At 40.0% G+C, this 15,841-nt stretch carries 16 protein-coding genes and 1 tRNA gene; 12 read left to right on the forward strand and 5 right to left on the reverse strand.

Translation table 11 applies throughout. From position 1 onward, the window contains the following. Nucleotides 1–98: 98 nt before the first annotated feature. Nucleotides 99–2,027 (reverse strand): DNA topoisomerase III, encoded by a 1,929-nt coding sequence (locus tag L5B83_RS06455; protein ID WP_250363360.1) that lies wholly within the window; start codon nt 2,025–2,027, stop codon nt 99–101. Nucleotides 2,028–2,144: 117 nt separating this feature from the next. Between L5B83_RS06455 and L5B83_RS06460 the strand changes: the two genes are divergently transcribed. After that, nucleotides 2,145–2,474, forward strand: coding sequence for a YbaB/EbfC family nucleoid-associated protein (locus L5B83_RS06460; protein WP_103853095.1), 330 nt, complete (start codon nt 2,145–2,147; stop codon nt 2,472–2,474). A gap of 82 nt (nt 2,475–2,556) precedes the next feature. Then, nucleotides 2,557–3,162: a recombination mediator RecR gene (recR, locus tag L5B83_RS06465; protein WP_250363359.1), complete on the forward strand. Its 606-nt coding sequence runs from the start codon at nt 2,557–2,559 to the stop codon at nt 3,160–3,162. 32 nt (nt 3,163–3,194) lie between these two features. Here recR and L5B83_RS06470 read toward each other — a convergent pair. Then, nucleotides 3,195–3,271, reverse strand: a tRNA-Val gene (locus tag L5B83_RS06470). 204 nt (nt 3,272–3,475) lie between these two features. Between L5B83_RS06470 and pyk the strand changes: the two genes are divergently transcribed. Both pyk and L5B83_RS06480 read left to right on the forward strand, forming a co-directional pair. Beyond that, nucleotides 3,476–4,915: a pyruvate kinase gene (gene pyk / locus L5B83_RS06475; protein WP_250349784.1), complete on the forward strand. Its 1,440-nt coding sequence runs from the start codon at nt 3,476–3,478 to the stop codon at nt 4,913–4,915. Between the two features lie 164 nt (nt 4,916–5,079). Beyond that, complete coding sequence (locus tag L5B83_RS06480) at nt 5,080–5,742, forward strand: NAD(P)H-dependent oxidoreductase (protein ID WP_250363358.1); 663 nt, start codon at nt 5,080–5,082, stop codon at nt 5,740–5,742. A 309-nt stretch (nt 5,743–6,051) separates the two neighbouring features. Here L5B83_RS06480 and L5B83_RS06485 read toward each other — a convergent pair whose 3' ends face one another. Together L5B83_RS06485 and L5B83_RS06490 are read right to left on the reverse strand one after the other, a co-directional pair. Then, nucleotides 6,052–6,309 carry a DinI-like family protein gene (locus tag L5B83_RS06485; RefSeq protein WP_250349786.1) on the reverse strand — a complete coding sequence of 86 codons (258 nt, stop codon included), beginning with the start codon at nt 6,307–6,309 and terminating at the stop codon, nt 6,052–6,054. Nucleotides 6,310–6,383: 74 nt separating this feature from the next. Further along, complete coding sequence (locus L5B83_RS06490; protein ID WP_250363357.1) at nt 6,384–6,818, reverse strand: LexA family protein; 435 nt, start codon at nt 6,816–6,818, stop codon at nt 6,384–6,386. Between the two features lie 346 nt (nt 6,819–7,164). On the opposite strand from L5B83_RS06490, the gene sstT reads away from it, so the two are divergent. The 6 genes from sstT to L5B83_RS06520 all read left to right on the forward strand — a co-directional run bounded on the left by sstT (nt 7,165) and on the right by L5B83_RS06520 (nt 12,614). Further along, entirely contained in the window at nt 7,165–8,409 is a 1,245-nt protein-coding gene (gene sstT, locus L5B83_RS06495) for a serine/threonine transporter SstT (protein WP_265777920.1), read from the forward strand. 76 nt (nt 8,410–8,485) lie between these two features. Continuing rightward, entirely contained in the window at nt 8,486–9,931 is a 1,446-nt protein-coding gene (gene modF / locus L5B83_RS06500; RefSeq protein ID WP_265777921.1) for a molybdate ABC transporter ATP-binding protein ModF, read from the forward strand. Between the two features lie 47 nt (nt 9,932–9,978). Beyond that, nucleotides 9,979–10,899: an SPFH domain-containing protein gene (locus tag L5B83_RS06505; protein WP_250349790.1), complete on the forward strand. Its 921-nt coding sequence runs from the start codon at nt 9,979–9,981 to the stop codon at nt 10,897–10,899. Nucleotides 10,900–10,959: 60 nt separating this feature from the next. Beyond that, nucleotides 10,960–11,412, forward strand: a complete 453-nt coding sequence (locus L5B83_RS06510) for an NfeD family protein (protein ID WP_265777922.1) — start codon at nt 10,960–10,962, stop codon at nt 11,410–11,412. Then, the gene (locus L5B83_RS06515) at nt 11,413–12,045 is read left to right on the forward strand and encodes an NAD(P)H-dependent oxidoreductase (RefSeq protein WP_265777923.1); all 633 of its coding nucleotides are present in this window, start codon (nt 11,413–11,415) and stop codon (nt 12,043–12,045) included. Beyond that, the gene (locus L5B83_RS06520) at nt 12,045–12,614 is read left to right on the forward strand and encodes a TorD/DmsD family molecular chaperone (RefSeq protein WP_265777924.1); all 570 of its coding nucleotides are present in this window, start codon (nt 12,045–12,047) and stop codon (nt 12,612–12,614) included. The genes L5B83_RS06515 and L5B83_RS06520 overlap by 1 nt, the downstream gene beginning before the upstream one ends. A gap of 160 nt (nt 12,615–12,774) precedes the next feature. Here L5B83_RS06520 and L5B83_RS06525 read toward each other — a convergent pair whose 3' ends face one another. Continuing rightward, nucleotides 12,775–13,710 carry a Kdo(2)-lipid IV(A) acyltransferase gene (locus L5B83_RS06525; protein ID WP_265777925.1) on the reverse strand — a complete coding sequence of 312 codons (936 nt, stop codon included), beginning with the start codon at nt 13,708–13,710 and terminating at the stop codon, nt 12,775–12,777. A 132-nt stretch (nt 13,711–13,842) separates the two neighbouring features. On the opposite strand from L5B83_RS06525, the gene hldE reads away from it, so the two are divergent. Next, entirely contained in the window at nt 13,843–15,270 is a 1,428-nt protein-coding gene (hldE, locus tag L5B83_RS06530; RefSeq protein ID WP_250363351.1) for a bifunctional D-glycero-beta-D-manno-heptose-7-phosphate kinase/D-glycero-beta-D-manno-heptose 1-phosphate adenylyltransferase HldE, read from the forward strand. A 222-nt stretch (nt 15,271–15,492) separates the two neighbouring features. After that, the gene (locus tag L5B83_RS06535) at nt 15,493–15,831 is read left to right on the forward strand and encodes a YegP family protein (protein WP_265762743.1); all 339 of its coding nucleotides are present in this window, start codon (nt 15,493–15,495) and stop codon (nt 15,829–15,831) included. Nucleotides 15,832–15,841: the final 10 nt, after the last annotated feature.

Here is a 15,841-nt window from a genome sequence, read left to right on the forward strand (position 1 = left end):
CGGGCGAATATTAGCGAATATTAAAACAGCGCGCAAGCGATTTTCTTTAAAAAATTGTCGATTGTTTTAATTGTAAGCAATTTAACTTGCCGTAAAACTTATGATTTTTCCACCGCACTTTTCTTTTTCGTTGCGCTTGCATTTTTTGTCGTCATTTGTTGTCGAGATAATGCACTAAGCTGCCGTAACGCATCGAAATTGGTATAACTGAGCAGGGCAGGTAGGGATTGTACCAATTCGTGCATAAATTGGTGATAATTCAATTCTTTTTGGCTAATGCTGTTGAGCTGGGCTTCCCAATGTGCGGTCATATCGGGCAGCGTGGCAATATCAGGTAACGCTTGGATTAAAATTCTCCCTGTTTCGCTACTGTGAATATGACGCCCTTTTTTATAGATAAAACCGCGTTTAAATAGCAACTCAATGATGCCTGCGCGAGTGGCTTCTGTGCCTAAGCCATCTGTTTCGCGTAGGATTTTTTTTAAGGCTTTGTCTTGTACAAAACGTGCGATCCCTGTCATTGCTGAAAGTAGGGTCGCATCAGAAAATGGTTTTGGTGGCTGGGTTTTCTTGCTGAGAATTTCCCCTTTTTCACAGAATAATTCTTGCCCTTTTTTTACTTCAGGAAGCAAGGGTTCGGCGTTATTTTGCTCGTCATTTTCTTTACCCCAAAGTTCTTTCCAGCCAGCCACTTGTAGATTACTGGCTTGGGCGATAAATTTTCCCCCTGCTATATTTAAGGTGATTTTGCAGCGACGATATTCCGCATCAATACAGAATTGGGCTAAATATTGACGAGCGATAAGCTGATAAATATTTCGTTCTGTTTGTGTGAGATTAACGGGGGTATTTTTTGCCGTTGGGATAATGGCGTGGTGTGCTTCCACTTTTTTATCATTCCAGCAACGATTTCTCTGTTCAGGATTAATGATACTGGGTAATGATTGATAATCGGGGGCTTGTGCGGAAATCGCATTCATCACCTTGTGACGATCAGCAAAATGCTCTGTGGGTAAATAACGGCAATCTGAACGTGGATAGGTGATCAAGCGGTGCGTTTCATATAAACGTTGGCAGGTATCCAACACCTCTTGGGCAGAAAGCCCATAGCGTTTTGCGGCATCAATTTGCAAGGCAGAAAGAGAATAAGGCAAGGGAGCGGCTTCTTTTTCGCGTTTGTCTTGATAATCCGTCACTGTTGCAGGTTGTCCTGTGATACGTTTCACGACATTTTCTGCTAAGGCTCGTGAGAGTACGCGTCCGTCTTCATCTTGATAATCTTCACAGGCTTTGCTTGGTTGCCAAAGTGCGGTGAATTTTTGCGCGATTTCTTCCGTTGTTTGCACGAAAGCCTGCACTTCAAAATAATCTTTTGGTTGGAAGTTTTCAATTTCCAGATCACGGCGAACGATCAAACCCAATACTGGGGTTTGCACGCGACCCACAGAAAGCACACCGCGATAGCCCATATTTTGCCCACGTTTAGTATAGGAACGCGTCATATTAATGCCATAAAGCCAATCGGCTCTAGCGCGGGCGAGAGCTGATGTCGCAAGGGGAATAAAGTGTTGATTAGATTGTAATTTTTTTACTGCTTTTTGCACCGCACTTGGGTTTAAATCACTAATTAAGCAACGTTGGATTTGAGCTTTTTTTTCGGCAGAAAGATTGGCATAGCTAAATACTTCATCGACTAAAAGCTGCCCTTCACGATCAGGGTCGCCGGCATTGATCAGTTCATCAGCTTGATGAATGAGCTTGATTACGGTATCCAATTGTTTTTTCACCGCTTTGCGTGGAATAAGCAACCATTTTTGCGGCACGATGGGTAAATCTTCCAAGCGCCACATTTTGAATTTGGGATCGTAAGCCTCCGGTTCGGCTTGCTCTAATAAATGGCCAACGCACCAAGTTACGCAATCATTTTCGCCACAACGAATAAAACCATCACCACGCTGATGGGGTTTGGGCAACACATCGGCAATGGCGCGTGCAAGGCTAGGTTTTTCGGCTATAAATAATCGCATAGGGACAACATCAATTAGCTAAAACAAAGCTTGGCATTCTAACACAGATTTCATTATTCCCAATTTATTAATTTTTCGTTAGAATGTTGCGACTTATTAACACTGAGGATAAAAATTATGTTTGGAAAAGGTGGCTTAGGCAACTTAATGAAACAAGCCCAACAAATGCAAGATCGTATGCAAAAAATGCAAGAAGAAATTGCACAGTTGGAAGTAACGGGTGAATCTGGCGCAGGCTTGGTAAAAATTACGGTAAATGGTGCGCATAACTGTCGCCGTATTGAAATCGATCCTTCTTTAATGGAAGACGATAAAGAAATGCTTGAAGATCTGATTGCAGCCGCGTTTAATGATGCTGTTCGCCGTGCAGAAGAATTGCAAAAAGAAAAAATGGCATCGGTTACCGCAGGAATGTCATTACCGCCCGGTTTTAAAATGCCGTTCTAAATTTTCCTAATTTTGCACCGCACTTCATTTTTTCTTAAAAATCAAAGTGCGGTGTGTTTTTTTATTTATTTTAGGCAAAACAATGCAAACAAGCCCATTATTAGAAAATCTTATTGATGCACTGCGCTGTTTACCCGGAGTCGGACCGAAATCAGCACAACGTATGGCATATCATTTGTTGCAGCGGGATCGCAACGGTGGAATGGAGCTAGCGCGTGCTTTAACCGCCGCAATGTCGAAAATTGGGCATTGCGAACAATGCAGAACCTTTACTGAAGAAGACGTGTGTACCATTTGTCATAATCCACGTCGTCAAAACACTGGTTTGCTTTGTGTGGTGGAGCAACCTTCAGATATTCAAGCCATTGAACAAACGGGGCAATTCTCAGGGCGTTATTTCGTCTTAATGGGGCATCTTTCCCCTTTAGACGGTATCGGGCCAAAAGAAATCGGTTTAGACTTGCTTAATAGACGGTTGCAAAATGAAACCTTTAAGGAGGTGATTCTCGCCACCAATCCAACGGTGGAAGGTGAGGCAACCGCCAATTATATCGCAGAACTTTGTATGCAATACAATATCAAAGTCACCCGTATTGCGCACGGTATCCCAGTGGGCGGAGAGCTAGAAACGGTGGATAGTAACACGCTTGGACATTCTTTTTCTGGGCGCAGAGAAATTGAGTATTAAATAAGAGAAAATTTAGGGGGAATTAGAAGAAATGGTGCGACTAGCTGGACTCGAACCAGTGACCCCCACCATGTCAAGGTGGTGCTCTAACCAACTGAGCTATAGTCGCACTGAAATTTGGTGCGTATCTTAGCGACTTTTGCCGTGTAACACAAGGGCATTTTTCATATTGTATGATTAATTGCCATAAATTTAATCAATGGCTTAGCGTTTTTTGCTGTTTTTCGCGTAGGCGATCTCGATCTTGCTGGGTTTTAGGCGTATAATAGCTCGCAATTTTTAGTTTGTATTTTGAAGAACAATGGAGTAAGTAATGTCTAGAAGACTAAGAAGAACCAAAATTGTATGTACTATGGGGCCTTCTACAGACCGTGGTAATAATTTAGAAAAAATTATTGCGGCGGGTGCTAATGTAGTGAGAATGAACTTTTCTCACGGTACGCCTGAAGATCACATTGGGCGTGCGCAACGTGTGCGTGAAATTGCACAAAAATTAGGTAAAACTGTGGCGATTTTAGGGGATTTACAAGGGCCTAAAATTCGTGTTTCTACTTTTAAAGATGGCAAAATTTTCTTAAATGTGGGTGATAAATTTGTTTTAGACGCAGAATTACCAAAAGGTGAAGGGGATCAAGAAGCCGTTGGTTTAGATTATAAAACCTTACCACAAGACGTTGTTCCGGGTGATATTTTATTATTAGACGATGGTCGTGTTCAGTTAAAAGTATTATCAACTGAAGGCGCAAAAGTCTTCACTGAAGTGACTGTCGGCGGGCCTCTTTCAAATAATAAAGGGATCAATAAATTAGGCGGTGGGTTATCTGCCGATGCCTTAACGGAAAAAGACAAAGCAGATATTATTACTGCAGCACGTATTGGGGTGGATTACTTAGCCGTGTCTTTCCCTCGCTCAAGTGCTGATTTGAACTATGCACGTCAATTAGCGGAAGAAGCCGGTCTTAAAGCGAAAATTGTGGCAAAAGTAGAACGTGCAGAAACCGTAATGAGTGATGAAGCGATGGACGATATTATTCTTGCTTCTGATGTGATTATGGTTGCCCGTGGTGACTTAGGCGTTGAAATTGGCGATCCTGAATTAGTGGGCGTACAGAAAAAATTAATCCGTCGTTCTCGTCAATTAAATCGCGTGGTGATTACCGCAACGCAAATGATGGAATCAATGATCAGCAACCCAATGCCAACCCGTGCGGAAGTAATGGACGTAGCCAATGCAGTATTGGACGGTACAGACGCAGTAATGCTTTCTGCTGAAACCGCTGCGGGGCAATATCCTGCTGAAACCGTGGCAGCAATGGCGAAAGTGTGTTTAGGGGCAGAAAAAATGCCTAGCGTAAACGTTTCACGCCACCGTGTTGATCGCACTTTTGATACGATTGAAGAAGCGGTTGCGATGTCAGCAATGTTTGCTGCGAACCATATGAAAGGGGTTGCCGCAATTATTGCAATGACAAACAGCGGACATACAGCGAAATTAATGTCTCGCATTAGTTCTGGCTTACCAATTTTTGCCTTATCTCGTAACCAAGAAACATTAAATCTTTGTGCATTATATCGTGGTGTTGTACCTGTTCATTTCGATCAAGAAAGCCGTACCATTGAAGGATTGAAAGCGGCGATGCAATTATTGAAAGATAAAGGCTACTTAGTAACGGGTGATCTTGTGTTATTAACTCAAGGTGATCTTCTAACCTCTGGTGGAACAAACACTTGTCGCACATTAGTGGTTGAATAATCTGATTTTTTAAACAGAACTTCAACCTAGATTAAAAAAGTTACCTAACAAAAATAGGTAACTTTTTTATTTGATGCCTATCAACTTTAATTGTCATAGCATTTCCTGAATTTTTACTGTGCTTGCTATAATGATGGCATTTAACCTTATCGGGAGAAAGTATAATGAGTGTAATCAGTAAAGAACAAGTATTAGAACGATTTCGTTTTCGTGCCGCAACACGTTATTACGATCCAAATAAAAAAGTGAGCCGTGAGGATTTTGATTATATTTTAGAGCTTGCTCGTTTATCACCAAGTTCAGTGGGATCAGAGCCTTGGCACTTCGTCGTCATTCAAAATCCAGAATTACGTGAAAAGCTTAAACCGGTCAGCTGGGGAATGGCAACTCAGCTTGATGAAGCGAGTTATGTGGTGGCGATTTTAGCAAAGAAAAATGCACGTTACGATTCAGATTATTTGCATAATGCCTTAATTAAGCGTGGATTAACGCCAGAACAAATGGAAAAAGCGAAAGAAAAATACCGCACTTTTCAACAAAATGATATGAACGTGCTGGAAAGTGAACGGGCATTATTCGATTGGACAAGTAAGCAAACCTATATCGCATTAGCAAATATGATGACAGGCGCGGCATTTATTGGTGTGGATAGCTGTCCAATAGAAGGCTTTAACTATGAAGCGGTGAATCAAATTTTAGCCCAGTCAGGCGCGTTTGATCCAGTGGAATGGGGCGTTTCTGTGATCGTTACCTTTGGTTATCGGGCGAAAGAGATTAAAGCGAAATCAAGAAAACCGATGGAAGAATTGGTCACTTGGCTGGAATAAATTGTTAAAAAAAACACCGCACTTTATTTTTTTCTTCGATGAATATTTAGGGCGAACCTTATTGGGTATGTGAATAATGTAATGGTCTAAAATTCCCAAACCCTGCAAAACTTTGTGAAATAGTTTGAGAATATCCCACTTCTCTGCATAATTTACCTAATTTTGCTAGCGATTTTGTCTCTTTTTAGTCGCATTATTCAAATAGAGATCCCCCTAGAAGCTAATGGCATAGATAAACTAAAGTGTGGTGGTTTTTTTATGATTTTTTATATGATGAACGCAATGAATATTCGCTTCTATCTTGCTTTATCAATCCAGTTCAACCAACGAACTGTCGTTCCAGAGTTCTTCTAAATATTCCATTAAACGTTCCTTTTCGTCTTTATTTTTGATACCTGTTATCTCCACGCCTGCCGCACTGGAAAAACGAATACGAACGTGAATATCTTCAAATTTCTCCGCAATCTTTCGAGGCAGTACGTCTTGCAGCTTAGCAATGATTTTTAATTGATATTCTTGGCGTTTTGTGTCGCTTTCTTTCATAAAACGAATGTCTAACTGCTTCATTATATGCTTCCTATTTTATTTGTCCTAAACAGTAAAAATGAAAAAATTTGCACCGCACTTTTCGTTTCAATGAGTTAAGCGGCAAATCGCATTTGCTTTTTAGGTTTTATTTGATGAATGGTATTTGTAATTACGCCAATAATGGGTAAGGCAGACCATTTTTCACATTTTATGCTTTTCATTTTGGCATCCAGCGGTAGAAAAATGAATGCTTTATCTTCATAAGCAACAAACTCATATATGCAGAATTGATGATTTTGTTCCATTACCACTAAATCCCCAATGCTAAGATGATCATTTTGTTCCACCACGAGCATATCGCCCATTTCAATTCCCCACGCCAGCATATTTGGGTTTGTTACCTGAATAAAGCAGGTTTTTTGGGGGTGTTTAATGCAATAAAGATTTAAATCAAGTTTTCTATTAAAGGTGGAATTGAAAGATTTACTATCAGTTAAAAATGGCATTGGCTGATAGGAGAACGAGGTTTGTTGGTTGAGGTAATTCATCTTGATGCTCCGCTTATCATTAAATTCACTGGGTTTTTATACAGTGAAAATAATACTGTTGTTTTATACAGCTCGTCAATACTGTATAAAAATTTTTTTCACATTTTTGTGTTACTGCACAAGATTTAGGGCAAAAAGGAGAAAATAATGAATTTTATTTAATTTAGAAGGAAATATTTCTATCTTTATGTAAATAATATGCGTTAATTTACGATTTTATATTTTCTTTAGTAAAAAATTAGGCTATCTTTACAAGGGCTATGGGGGATCTAATTTTAGATCTAAATTTTAACTCGTTGCTGACCCATTTATTCGGTTCAGCTTAAACACAACATCGTAAATTATTATGAATACATCTCGTTTATATTCTTTGTTTTTTCACGGAAGTTTAGTGAAAAGAATTTCTGTCGGTTTAGTTCTAGGCTTACTTTTGGCGATTATTGCACCAAGCTTACAATCAATGCTCGGCTTTAATCTTGCTGAAAAAGCGGGTTTTTTAGGTAAAGTATTTGTGCGCTCATTGCGTGCGGTTGCACCAATTCTTGTCTTTTTATTGGTTATTTCAGCCATTGCGAATAAAAAAATTGGTACGCAAAGCAATATGAAAGCCGTGGTGATTTTATATTTGTTAGGCACCTTCCTTGCGGCATTAACAGCGGTGTTATTTAGCTTTGCTTTTCCAACAGAAATTGCATTGCAAACACAAGAAAATTCTTTATCACCACCAAGCGAAGTTTCTCAAGTGTTAGGAACCTTAGTGTTAAATGTGGTGGATAATCCAATCAATGCGCTGTTTAATGCAAACTTTATCGGGATTCTTTCTTGGGCGATTGGTTTAGGTTTAGTGTTACGCCACGCATCAGACACCACTAAAAATGTGATGAATGATCTGTCTGAAGGGGTATCAAAAATCGTTCACTTCATCATTAGTTTTGCCCCAATTGGGGTGTTCGGGTTAGTGGCTGAAACCCTTGCAGATAAAGGCTTAGGCGCATTATTTGATTATGTACGTTTATTATGCGTATTAATTGGTGCAATGCTATTTACTGCTTTTGTCGTAAATCCAATTTTAGTGTATTGGAAAACTCGCCGTAACCCATATCCATTGATCTGGACTTGTGTGCGTGAAAGTGGTTTAACTGCGTTCTTCACGCGTAGCTCAGCGGCAAATATTCCTGTAAATATGGAGTTAGCAAAACGCTTAAACTTAAATGAAGATACTTATTCTGTTTCTATTCCACTAGGGGCAAGTATCAATATGGCAGGTGCGGCAATCACAATTACGGTATTAACCTTAGCAGCAGTACATACCTTAGGTGTGGAAGTATCTTTCCCTACCGCATTATTATTAAGTGTGGTATCAAGCGTGTGTGCTTGTGGTGCATCGGGCGTTGCGGGTGGTTCATTATTATTAATTCCATTAGCTTGTAGCTTGTTTGGTATCTCAAATGACATTGCTGCGCAGGTTATCGGCGTAGGCTTTATCATTGGTGTGTTACAAGATTCCGCAGAGACCGCGTTGAATTCATCTACTGACGTAGTATTTACGGCGGCGGTGTGTATCTCTGAAGAGGAAGCACAAAAAGGTTAATCTTTTTGTTAAAGATGAAAAGATGTTAAATAAGAAAGAGCGGATTAAATTTCCGCTTTTTTTATAGATGGCTAGTATGATTACGATTCAAAATGCAAGATTTCAACTTGCTTATCATCAACGCTTAAAAATAGATGAATTATCCATTCAGCCCAATGCCTATTGGAGTGTCGTGGGCAGCAATGGCAGTGGTAAAAGCGCACTTGCATTGGCGTTAGAAGGCAAACTGCCTTTGCTTGAGGGGAAAATGGAAAATCGGTTTCAAACTGTTTGTTCCCTCTCTTTTGAAAAACAGCAAAAAATTGTCAGTGAAACCTTTAAAGATCGCAATAATGACGGCGTAAGCCCTGATGATTTTGGCAAAACTGCCAAACAAACCATTTTGGCAGAAAACGCGGATCTTGCTTTATTTGAAGAATATAGTTCGCTGTTAAAAATTACCGCACTTTTAGATCGCCCATTTATTCAACTTTCTACTGGAGAAAGTCGTAAAGTGTTGCTATGCCAAGCCTTAGTACAACAGCCTGATTTGCTCATTTTAGATGAACCTTTTGAAGGATTGGATCAACAATCGGTTAAAGAATGGAAAGTGTTGCTTGCACAGTTACAAGCAAAAATCGCGATTTTGCTGATATTAAATCGCTTTGATGATATTCCTGATGAAGCCGATCATCTTGCCTTGTTAGAACATCAGGAAGTGATTTTGCAGGGGGAACGCAATACCATTGAGCAACAAAGCCTTTATCAACAACTTCGCTATGCGGATTCTGCGCAGCATATTCCCTTACCTGAACGTGCGATGCCAGCGATAAAACTTGACGAAAATCAACCACTCTTTGAATTAGAGCAGGTAACCATTCAATATGGTGAGAAAAAAATTCTGGATAAGCTCAATTGGCAAGTAAGGCGGGGGGAAAACTGGTGGATAAAAGGTCCAAATGGCGCAGGAAAATCGACCTTGCTTTCCGTGATTAGTGGCGATCATCCACAATCTTATGCTAATAAAGTGCGTTTATTTGGCAATCAACGTGGTTCTGGTGAAACCATTTGGCAGATCAAACAAAAAATGGGGTATGTCAGTAGCCAATTGCATATGGACTATCGGGTGAATTGCTCAGCGCGTGATGTGATCCTTTCTGGCTTTTTTGACAGTATTGGTGTTTATCAAAAAGTGCCAGATGCTTTGCACATTAAAGCAATGGAGTGGCTTGCCCGATTGAATTTAACCGCACAAGCAAATCAGCCGTTTAAATCTTTATCTTGGGGACAGCAGCGTTTATTACTGATTACAAGAGCAATGGTAAAACACCCACCTGTATTGATTTTAGATGAACCCTTGCAAGGGTTAGACGGGGTGAATCGTAAACTGGTAAAACACTTTATTGATCAGCTGGTAATGAATAGCGAAACGCAATTATTGTTTGTTTCACATCAAGAGCAAGATGTGCCAAGTTGTATCACTCATTTATTTGAGTTTGTTAATAAAAATGGCGGATACGACTATATACAAAAGCCAGTGTAATTGTTAGACTTCGGCATAACTATTTATCATTATAGTAGGAGAAAGAGATGGAATTATTAGAGGGGCTGCCAACGGCTGCCATTATTTTTTTAATCTTAGTCGGCGTAGTTTTATTTTCTACCCTTAAAACTGTGCCACAAGGCTATCATTGGACGATCGAACGTTTTGGTCGTTATACTCGTACGCTTACCCCCGGGTTAAATTTTGTTGTTCCCTTTGTTGATCGTGTTGGTCGCAAAATTAATATGATGGAACAAGTATTAGATATTCCTTCGCAAGAAGTGATCTCGAAAGACAATGCCAATGTTTCCATTGATGCGGTGTGTTTTGTTCAAGTGATCGATGCTCGCCGTGCGGCTTATGAGGTGAACCATTTAGAACAAGCGATCATCAATTTAACGATGACGAATATTCGTACCGTGCTAGGCTCAATGGAATTGGATGAAATGCTTTCACAGCGTGATAATATCAACGGACGTTTGTTATCCATTGTGGATGAAGCAACGAATCCTTGGGGAATTAAAGTAACGCGCATTGAGATCCGTGATGTACGTCCACCGCACGAATTAATCGCAGCAATGAATGCGCAAATGAAAGCAGAACGTAATAAGCGTGCTGAAATTTTAGAAGCCGAAGGGATTCGACAAGCTGAAATCTTACGTGCGGAAGGGGAGAAACAATCACGCATTCTCAAGGCCGAAGGGGAGCGGGCAGAAGCCTTTTTACAAGCCGAAGCGCGTGAACGTGCGGCGGAAGCAGAAGCTAAAGCCACACAAATGGTTTCTGAGGCGATTGCGGGTGGAAACACCAAAGCGATTAATTACTTTATTGCCCAAAAATATACCGAAGCGTTAAAAGAAATCGGCGGCGCGAATAATAGTAAAGTGGTATTAATGCCACTTGAAGCTGGTAATTTAATTGGCTCTGTGGCAGGTATTGCTGAGTTGTTAAAAGGTGAAAAGCAGTAAATCTGCCAATCATTATCAGGGGTATTTGCCCCTTTCAATACATAAAATAAGGGGATAAGTATGGAATGGCTCGCAACTTGGTCAGTGTGGCATTGGCTTATTTTAGGTTTCGGTTTATTGATTGCCGAAATTCTTATTCCGGGCGTGTTTTTACTCTGGTGGGGCTTAGCCGCGATTATTATCGCTGGAGTGATGGCACTATTTGCAACTTTATCCTTAACTTTTTTAGTGATTGGCTATGCCATTTTAGCCATTATTTTAAGTTTTTCTTGGTGGAAATACCAACACGGTAAAGATCTGCAAGATCAATCACATTCCTCATTAAATCAACGAGATCACGCAATGCTTGGGACAAAAGGGATCGTGCAAGAAATCAATGAAAACGGCATTGGTCGAGGCTATTTTGGCGATACGACTTGGCGAATTCAAGGTAAGCATTTACAAGTGAATGATGTGATTGAAGTGTATAACGTGGAAGGGATCACCTTATTTGTTAAGAAAGTAGAAGAGTAAATGAAACATTTAATTATTTTTGCCCATCCAAATGGGCAGGGCAGTTTTAATCGTAGCATTTTAGACCGCGTAAAGTCCACAAGCGAAAAGCGAGCGGTAGAAACGCAAGTACGTGATTTATATCAGCTTAACTTTAACCCTGTGATTTCGTGGAATGAATTACAAGGTGCGAATCAAGGGATTACGCCAGAAGAAATTCGTTATGAGCATCAGTTAATTCGCGAGGCCGATTTAATCACGCTCGTTTATCCCCTATGGTGGATGGGGTTTCCAGCAATTTTGAAAGGCTATTTAGATCGCGTGTTAAGCCACGGTTTCGCTTACAAGACAGAAAACGGGCAATCCGTGGGCTTATTACAAGGTAAAAAAATGCAACAATTTATTACCATCGGCAGTAATGTTGAAAAATATCAACAGTTTGGCATTGATAAATCCTTGCGTGATTGCTTGGTAGATGGGTTATTTAATTTCTGTGGAATTAAAGATATTCAGCATAAATTTTTTGGTGATATTCATATTATTGATGATAATGCTCGCCAAAAAATGCTTGAAGAAGTGGAACAAATAACTTCACAAAATTTAACCGCACTTTTATCCACTCAAGAAATCTTAAACAGCAAGGAAAGCGCATAATGAACAACGAAAACAGCCTTAACCATTTTTCGTTAATTAGCCGATTATTTGGCAATCTCTTTTATCGTTCACCACAAGATGCCACGTTGCAAAATGTTTTTGCGTGGTTGCAACAAAAACCTCTCAATGAACTGTGGCCGTTAGAAACAGATAAACAAAGCGAACAAGCCCTTGACGCATTGCAAATGAAAATTGATTTAGCCTTATTAGATCAAGAATATCAGCGTTTATTCTGCGGAAAAAATGCTCTTTTGCCAATGAATATTGACGCTTATGATCTTAAATCGGCTGATTTCATTGCTTTTCGTCAAGAACGGGGAATGCCAGAACTGGAACAAAGTGCGGTGAATTTTCCGCTAATTTTTCTCACCGCGTCTTGGATTGAAGATAACCTTGATTCCCTTGAAGCTCAACAAACCTTGTTTGCTGAATTTTTATTACCTTGTGCGACTAAATTCTTAAATTTAGTAGAAACCCAAGCAAATTTACCTTTTTATCGCTCACTTGCCTTTCTCTCACGGGAAATCCTTTCTGCGATGGCTGATGAATTGGAAGAACAGCAATCTTAGCGGTTTTATGAAGAATTAGGTGATGTCGTGTGGCCTTATTTAGCCTGAATATTTCATTCCAACCTTTAGAGTAAGAAAAATTTGTGAAAATTTTACCGCACTTTAGATTTGGTACTATTTATGACAAAGGGTGAAAGCGTATTGCTTCACCCTTCATTTTCTAATCATATAAACTCGCATCACTTTCTTGTGGACGGGTTTTAAATCGGCGGTGTAGCCACATATATTGTTCCACACCTTGCAAAATTTCTTGTTCAACCACTTGATTCATTCGAGTGGCAATTTCTATTTCAGTGCTGAGGTTTGAGAAATCCGCAGGGGCAGAAACTTTGACGGTATAGCCTGAGCCGTCCTTATTGCGTAATGGTGCAAAAGGAATGACTTTGCTTTGCGGTGAGGATTTTAATAAGTAATAACTGCCCGTGGTGGTGGCCGCCTCTTTCACTGCAAAGAAAGGGACGAAAACGGCATTTTTTCTGCCGTAATCGTGATCTGGCGCATACCAAATAATTTCACCACGGCGTAATGCTTTGATCATATTACGTAAATCTTTGCGATCGAGCATATCTTTATTAGAACGTAGCCGCCCCCAAGTTTGTAGCCAATCCATTAGCGGATTATCATTTGGGCGATAAACGCCAATACCCGGTGTGTAAAGCCCCAGAATTCTCGCTCCCAACTCAAGGGTAAGAAAATGCACACCGGTCAAAATGACCCCATCTTTTTGGTAGGTTTTTAGGTAGTCAATCCCTTCCACTTTTGACCATTTTTTGATGCGCTTATCCGACCAAAACCACGCCATTCCTGTTTCAATAATGGCCATTCCCGTAGCTTTCACATTCGCTTGTGCAATTTCATTAATTTGCTGTTCACTATAATTAGGAAAGCAAAGGGTGAGATTGCGTTTGGCAATTTTCATTCTTCGTTTGCCAACAGATAATTTAGAAAATAGCCAGCCAAGCCTATTGCCAATTTTGCATAAAATAGGGTAGGGGAGAAAAAGAATAAGGCGCCAAATGGCTAAACCAATCCAAAATGCCCAGTATTTTGGAGCAAGAAATGCGAGTTGAAATTTTGGAAGTGATGAATTTGCCATAATTAAAAAAGAGCTATTTGTTAAAATTGGTTTAATTAAAGGGCTAGTTTAGCGGAAATTTTAGTAAATAGCATTTATCCTATGGTAAAATCTGCAAAAATTTGTCATTTAATGAAAAAGAATGAGGTCAAAATGGCGCAATATTCTACTCAATTTCAACAAGCAAAAGTGCTTGTGCTTGGCGATGTGATGTTAGATCGCTATTGGTTTGGTGCAACGCATCGTATTTCTCCTGAAGCCCCTGTGCCAGTGGTACGAGTGCAAGAAAATGAAGAGCGTGCTGGTGGTGCAGCCAATGTGGCGATGAATATTGCCTCCTTGAATGTTCCTGTTCAGTTACTTGGTTTAACAGGGCAAGATGAGGCAGGTATCGCACTCTCAACAATGTTAGAAAAACAGGGCATTGATTGTAATTTTGTGCAATTAGCGAGCCATCCAACGATTACTAAACTCCGTGTGCTTTCACGTCATCAACAACTATTACGCCTTGATTTTGAAGAAGATTTCCACAATGTAAAAAGCGATTTATTGTTGGATAAATTACAAAGTGCGGTGCAAAATTTTGGCGCTTTGATCCTTTCTGATTATGGCAAAGGTACACTTAATGAAGTGCAAAAAATGATTCAAATTGCCCGTCAAGCTAAGGTGCCAGTGTTAATTGATCCTAAAGGCACGAATTTTGAACGCTATCGTGGTGCAACTTTATTAACGCCAAATATGTCAGAATTTGAAGCGGTTGTCGGTCAATGCCATAGCGAAGATGAGATTGTGGAAAAAGGCTTAAAATTAATCCAAGATATTGAATTAAGTGCTTTGTTGGTTACCCGTTCAGAAAAAGGAATGACCTTACTCCGCCCTGAACAACCACCATTCCATTTGCCAACAGAAGCGAAGGAAGTGTTTGATGTGACTGGGGCGGGCGATACCGTAATCAGTGTTTTAGCAACGGCATTGGCAGATGGGCGTAGTTTTGAGGAGGCGTGTTATTTGGCTAATGTCGCGGCGGGTATTGTGGTCGGAAAATTGGGAACCTCTACGGTGTCTAACGTGGAGCTAGAAAATGCCATTCACGGGCGTACCACCACAGGCTTTGGGGTAATGAATGAGCAACAGTTAAAAGAAGTGGTTTCTCAAGCTAAACAGCGCGGCGAAAAAATCGTGATGACTAATGGCGTGTTTGACATTATTCACCCCGGTCATATTTCTTATTTAGATAATGCCCGTAAGCTTGGTGATCGTTTAATTGTGGCAGTAAATAGCGATGCTTCGGTAAAACGCTTAAAGGGGGAAAGTCGCCCAATCAATCCATTAGAAGCCAGAATGGCTGTTCTCGCAGGACTTGCAGCGGTGGACTGGGTTGTTGAGTTCACTGAAGACACACCGCAACGTTTAATCAGTGAAGTGCTACCTGATCTATTAGTCAAAGGCGGTGATTACAAACCCGAAGAGATTGCCGGTGGCAAAGAAGTCATCGCCAACGGCGGTGAAGTAAAAGTGTTAAATTTTGAAAATGGTTTTTCCAGTAGTAATGTGATTAATAAAATTCGCTCGTTGAAGTAAGGCAACTAGATAGAATGGGAGAGGTATAGGGTAAAAAGTGATGATTTTTTAATTTGATAACCCTAGACCCTCGTTGGCGTATTACATTTACCTTGGTTTCAGTTTTGGTAATATCACCTAATCGGTTGAATTAAGGTTTCTAATAAACGCATTGAAAAAACAGAAAAAAAGCTTATGATGAACGCGTGGAATATCCCACGACTTATTAAGAAGGAAAATATTATGGCATTAGGTTGGTATGAACTAAAACAAGCAAACGATGGTCAATTTATGTTTAATTTATATGCAGCAAATTCACAAATTATCTTGACCAGTGAATTGTACAAAACCAAAGCATCAGCATTAAATGGTATTGAATCTGTGCAAAAAAATGGTAGTGATGAGGCAAATTTTGAGTTCCGCGTCGCGAAAAATGATAAACCTTATTTTGTATTGAAAGCAAAAAACCATCAAGAAATTGGGCGTAGTCAATATTATGCTTCACAAGAAGGGGCAAAAAATGGTGTAAAATCAGTGATGAACAACGCACCAACTACCCAAATTAAAGATTTAACTGCCTAATCTAAAAGAT

Source organism: Avibacterium sp. 21-599, assembly GCF_026226765.1.
Classification (GTDB): domain Bacteria; phylum Pseudomonadota; class Gammaproteobacteria; order Enterobacterales; family Pasteurellaceae; genus Avibacterium.

Coding starts and splice junctions, on each gene's coding strand:
- L5B83_RS06455 (WP_250363360.1), bottom strand. CDS start 2,027: ATGCGATTATTTATAGCCGAAAAACCTAGCCTTGCACGCGCCATTGCC.
- L5B83_RS06460 (WP_103853095.1), top strand. CDS start 2,145: ATGTTTGGAAAAGGTGGCTTAGGCAACTTAATGAAACAAGCCCAACAA.
- recR (WP_250363359.1), top strand. CDS start 2,557: ATGCAAACAAGCCCATTATTAGAAAATCTTATTGATGCACTGCGCTGT.
- pyk (WP_250349784.1), top strand. CDS start 3,476: ATGTCTAGAAGACTAAGAAGAACCAAAATTGTATGTACTATGGGGCCT.
- L5B83_RS06480 (WP_250363358.1), top strand. CDS start 5,080: ATGAGTGTAATCAGTAAAGAACAAGTATTAGAACGATTTCGTTTTCGT.
- L5B83_RS06485 (WP_250349786.1), bottom strand. CDS start 6,309: ATGAAGCAGTTAGACATTCGTTTTATGAAAGAAAGCGACACAAAACGC.
- L5B83_RS06490 (WP_250363357.1), bottom strand. CDS start 6,818: ATGAATTACCTCAACCAACAAACCTCGTTCTCCTATCAGCCAATGCCA.
- sstT (WP_265777920.1), top strand. CDS start 7,165: ATGAATACATCTCGTTTATATTCTTTGTTTTTTCACGGAAGTTTAGTG.
- modF (WP_265777921.1), top strand. CDS start 8,486: ATGATTACGATTCAAAATGCAAGATTTCAACTTGCTTATCATCAACGC.
- L5B83_RS06505 (WP_250349790.1), top strand. CDS start 9,979: ATGGAATTATTAGAGGGGCTGCCAACGGCTGCCATTATTTTTTTAATC.
- L5B83_RS06510 (WP_265777922.1), top strand. CDS start 10,960: ATGGAATGGCTCGCAACTTGGTCAGTGTGGCATTGGCTTATTTTAGGT.
- L5B83_RS06515 (WP_265777923.1), top strand. CDS start 11,413: ATGAAACATTTAATTATTTTTGCCCATCCAAATGGGCAGGGCAGTTTT.
- L5B83_RS06520 (WP_265777924.1), top strand. CDS start 12,045: ATGAACAACGAAAACAGCCTTAACCATTTTTCGTTAATTAGCCGATTA.
- L5B83_RS06525 (WP_265777925.1), bottom strand. CDS start 13,710: ATGGCAAATTCATCACTTCCAAAATTTCAACTCGCATTTCTTGCTCCA.
- hldE (WP_250363351.1), top strand. CDS start 13,843: ATGGCGCAATATTCTACTCAATTTCAACAAGCAAAAGTGCTTGTGCTT.
- L5B83_RS06535 (WP_265762743.1), top strand. CDS start 15,493: ATGGCATTAGGTTGGTATGAACTAAAACAAGCAAACGATGGTCAATTT.